Annotated in this window: 4 protein-coding genes and 2 pseudogenes; 3 read left to right on the top strand and 3 right to left on the bottom strand. The window is 47.4% G+C overall.

All coding sequences use genetic code 11. The features are described from left to right. Positions 1-6: 6 nt before the first annotated feature. Together dpiB and ACUU1M_RS19030 are read left to right on the top strand one after the other, a co-directional pair. Entirely contained in the window at positions 7-1,665 is a 1,659-nt protein-coding gene (gene dpiB / locus ACUU1M_RS19025) for a sensor histidine kinase DpiB (RefSeq protein ID WP_000939765.1), read from the top strand. Then, positions 1,634-2,002: pseudogene (locus ACUU1M_RS19030) on the top strand (response regulator); the annotation flags it as partial. The gene dpiB and the pseudogene ACUU1M_RS19030, both read left to right, overlap by 32 nt. A 90-nt stretch (positions 2,003-2,092) precedes the next feature. On the opposite strand, the gene ACUU1M_RS19035 reads toward ACUU1M_RS19030, so the two are convergent. The 3 genes and pseudogenes from ACUU1M_RS19035 to ACUU1M_RS19045 all read right to left on the bottom strand — a co-directional run. Next, the gene (locus tag ACUU1M_RS19035; protein WP_000514021.1) at positions 2,093-2,788 is read right to left on the bottom strand and encodes a Mom family adenine methylcarbamoylation protein; all 696 of its coding nucleotides are present in this window, start codon (positions 2,786-2,788) and stop codon (positions 2,093-2,095) included. Continuing rightward, positions 2,739-2,927 (bottom strand): Com family DNA-binding transcriptional regulator, encoded by a 189-nt coding sequence (locus ACUU1M_RS19040; RefSeq protein WP_001311352.1) that lies wholly within the window; start codon positions 2,925-2,927, stop codon positions 2,739-2,741. Before ACUU1M_RS19040 ends, ACUU1M_RS19035 begins: the two co-directional genes overlap by 50 nt. Positions 2,928-3,053: 126 nt before the next feature. Next, a pseudogene (locus ACUU1M_RS19045) lies at positions 3,054-3,218 on the bottom strand (recombinase family protein); the annotation flags it as partial. Positions 3,219-3,311: 93 nt separating this feature from the next. On the opposite strand from ACUU1M_RS19045, the gene ACUU1M_RS19050 reads away from it, so the two are divergent. Continuing rightward, positions 3,312-4,250 (top strand): phage tail protein (locus tag ACUU1M_RS19050; RefSeq protein ID WP_449144742.1); only part of this gene is annotated, 939 nt, incomplete at its 3' end.

A 4,250-nucleotide genomic window follows, 5' to 3' on the forward strand; every position in this document is an offset into this window, starting at 1 on the left:
AAAAAAATGTTGCAGCTTAACGAGAATAAACAGTTTGCATTTTTCCAAAGACTGGCATTTCCGCTGCGTATCTTTTTGCTGATTCTGGTGTTCTCAATATTTGTCATTGCAGCCCTGGCGCAATATTTTACGGCCAGTTTTGAGGACTATTTAACGCTTCATGTACGCGACATGGCAATGAATCAGGCGAAAATTATTGCCTCCAATGACAGTGTCATCTCTGCGGTGAAAACGCGTGACTACAAACGGCTGGCGACCATCGCTAACAAATTACAAAGAGATACCGATTTTGATTATGTGGTGATTGGCGACCGGCACTCGATCCGCCTTTACCATCCTAATCCGGAGAAAATTGGTTATCCTATGCAGTTCACCAAACAGGGCGCGCTGGAGAAAGGGGAGAGCTACTTCATTACTGGGAAAGGGTCAATGGGTATGGCGATGCGCGCCAAAACGCCAATCTTTGATGACGATGGAAAAGTCATCGGCGTGGTGTCGATTGGCTACCTGGTGAGTAAAATCGATAGCTGGCGGGCTGAGTTTTTATTACCGATGGCAGGTGTGTTTGTCGTGCTGTTAGGGATTCTGATGTTGCTGTCGTGGTTCCTGGCCGCGCATATCCGTCGGCAGATGATGGGCATGGAGCCAAAGCAAATCGCACGGGTGGTCCGTCAGCAAGAGGCGCTGTTTAGTTCGGTTTATGAAGGGCTGATTGCGGTGGATCCGCACGGTTACATTACCGCCATCAATCGTAACGCAAGAAAGATGCTGGGGCTGAGTTCCCCTGGACGGCAATGGTTGGGTAAACCCATTGCTGAAGTGGTCAGGCCTGCCGATTTCTTTACCGAACAGATTGATGAAAAACGTCAGGATGTGGTGGCTAACTTTAACGGTCTGAGCGTTATTGCCAATCGGGAAGCTATTCGTTCAGGTGATGATTTGCTGGGAGCCATTATCAGCTTTCGCAGTAAAGACGAAATTTCCACCCTCAATGCGCAACTGACGCAAATAAAACAATACGTTGAGAGCCTTCGTACATTGCGACACGAGCATCTCAATTGGATGTCGACTCTCAATGGTCTGTTGCAGATGAAAGAGTATGATCGCGTGCTGGCGATGGTGCAGGGGGAGTCTCAGGCCCAGCAACAGCTTATTGACAGCCTGCGCGAGGCGTTTGCCGATCGCCAGGTGGCGGGGCTGCTTTTTGGTAAAGTGCAGCGCGCCCGCGAACTGGGGCTAAAAATGATCATCGTCCTCGGTAGCCAGCTTTCGCAACTGCCGCCAGGACTGGATAGCACCGAGTTTGCCGCCATTGTTGGCAATTTACTTGATAACGCCTTCGAAGCCAGCCTGCGTAGCGATGAAGGAAACAAGAGCGTTGAATTATTCCTCAGCGATGAAGGCGATGATGTGGTGATTGAAGTCGCCGATCAGGGCTGCGGCGTTCCAGAGTCTCTACGAGACAAAATATTTGAGCAGGGGGGCAGTACGCGTGCTGACGAGCCCGGTGAACATGGCATTGGGTTGTACTTGATTGCCAGCTACGTAACGCGCTGCGGTGGTGTTATCACTCTCGAAGATAATGATCCCTGCGGTACCTTATTTTCAATCTATATTCCGAAAGTGAAACCTAATGACAGCTCCATTAACCCTATTGATCGTTGAGGACGAAACGCTGCTGGCAGAGATGCATGCGGAATATATTCGTCACATTCCCGGATTCAGTCAGATATTACTGGCGGGAAACCTAGCGCAGGCCCGAATGATGATCGAGCGTTTTAAGCCGGGGCTAATCTTGCTCGATAACTATCTTCCTGACGGTAGAGGGATTAATTTACTGCATGAACTGGTGCAGGCGCATTATCCCGGCGACGTGGTGTTTACCACTGCAGCCAGTGATATGGAAACGGTGTCTGAAGCCGTACGTTGTGGTGTATTTGATTATCTCATTAAGCCAATTGCCTATGAACGGCTGGGTGAAGCGGCGCACGAAAAACGCGAAAGCGTTTCACGATAAATGTGAAAACTTTAGCTTTCGCGCTTCAAATGAAACAGCAGTATTAATTACCGCTTTTTATTCATTACATGGGGATCACTTAGGGTATGGCTGAACCTTGAATAGTTTGGTATTTAGCCGCTTCCTTGCTCGCTTGTTCAGGAATCTGATGTAGCGATACTGATTAAATTTGTGCACCACGGCACGCTCCTTATTAGCTCGCAAATACTCGCCTCGTTGCCCTCCGCGCTTAATCGCGTTCATCGTTATCTCGTGATACCACTCACCATCCAGCTCGTAGAACGTGCTTTCATGGCTGCCAATAAAATCAAAATTCGACGCCTGATACACAACGCCTGCGAGTCCGCAGCGTTCGTCAGCAAAGGACTGAACCCACTCCACTGACGGATACAGTAATCTGATAACTTTCAGCGCGTAGCTGATGGCCCGTGATTCAGAGTTGCGGGGCATGTCGTCGTGTAGCCACATGCGATTCAACTCCATATAGCCCCGGTTATCCGTTTCAAGCACGACACGACGACCTGAGTTGGGGTTAAGGGCATATCCCCACTGGAGAACGCCAACCAGATCACGCCCGCTGAATACTCCCAGGTGAAGGTAAGAGTTATTCACAAAACGGCGGGAATAGTGCTTTGTCTGAATGATTGTGCGGGCCAGCCAGCAGGATATGGTTTCAACGCGCAGCTCCTTTGAACCATAGCCAACAATCTGGCCTTCATACTCAATAACGCACGGTTTCGTCAGAATGCGTGATTTCTTCTCTTTTCCCACAATGTTTCTCCGTGGGATGCTCGCAGGCATTCAGCATTATGATGTGACGTTTGCAACGCGGACACCTGATTTCAATGTGATCAAAGGAATCCGCTTTAAATAACAGTTTGTTGCAGTTCTTACAGCGAATTGATTTCATTTCACCTCCTTGCATCAATTCGCCGTTATCTTAAAAAATCTCATCAGTCGGGTGTGGTTATCGGGACATAATCGATCGGTAATACAGATCGATTTAATTGATTCGATCGTCGTTTTCTATATGCGTTCCTTTTTGAAGGCGCTTTAAAGCACGTTTTAATCCCGGTCGGTCTGTCCTTGTTCCGCTTAATTTATCTTCAAATATTTGTTCACATCCTGCACAAACAAGAGCGTTTCGTTGCAGGTCTGTATTCTGGTCATTTGTTGATACCCTTACATAGCCAATCAGCACGCTGAATTCCCCGTTTAAAAGCGGAAATCATGCCATGCAGGCCAGAAATGGCCCCTCGGTTTACAGGAAACGGTAAACAAGGCTGGTAACGCCGTGCAAAAAAATGGCGATACGTTGTCCGGTGGACTTACTTTTGAAAACGACTCAATCCTTGCCTGGATTCGGAATACTGACTGGGCAAAGATTGGATTTAAAAATGATGCCGACAGCGATACTGATTCATACATGTGGTTTGAAACAGGCGACAACGGCAATGAGTATTTCAAATGGAGACACCACCTCACTGGCGGCCGGGTTAAAGACCTGATGAATCTTAAATGGGATGCTCTGTATGTTCTTGTTAAAGCCCTTTTCAGCAGTGAAGTAAAAATATCGACGGTCAATGCACTGAGAATATTTAATTCATCTTTTGGTGCCATTTTTCGTCGTTCTGAAGAATGCCTGCATATCATCCCTACACGAGAGAATGAAGGGGAAAATGGTAATATAGGGCCACTACGCCCCTTTACGCTTAATCTCAGAACTGGCCGGATAAGCATGGGGCATGGTCTGGTTGTTACAGGAGATATATTTACAAACCGTTTTTTAATTAACAGCAGTACAGGCATGTGGATTCATATGCGTGACCAGAACGTTATTATGGGCCGTAATGCGGTATCCAACGATGGTGCGCAGGCATTGCTTCGCCAGGACCATACCGACCGTAAATTCGTAATTGGTGGGCTGGGGAATAGGCAATTTGGCATCTACATGATTAATAACTCAAGGACAGCCAATGGCACCGATGGTCAGGCGTACATGGATAATAACGGGAACTGGCTTTGCGGTTCGCAAGTTATTCCCGGCAACTATGGCAATTTTGATTCCAGATATGTGAAAGATGTTCGACTTGGTTCACAGCAATATTATGGAGTGAACAACTGGCAAACATGGAATTTTCAGTGCCCTTCAGGTCATGTATTGTCTGGTATTAATGTTCAGGATACAGGTTCCAACTCTGCCGATAATATTGCGGGTGTTTATTACAGACCG

Source organism: Shigella sp. SIG6 (assembly GCF_053555815.1).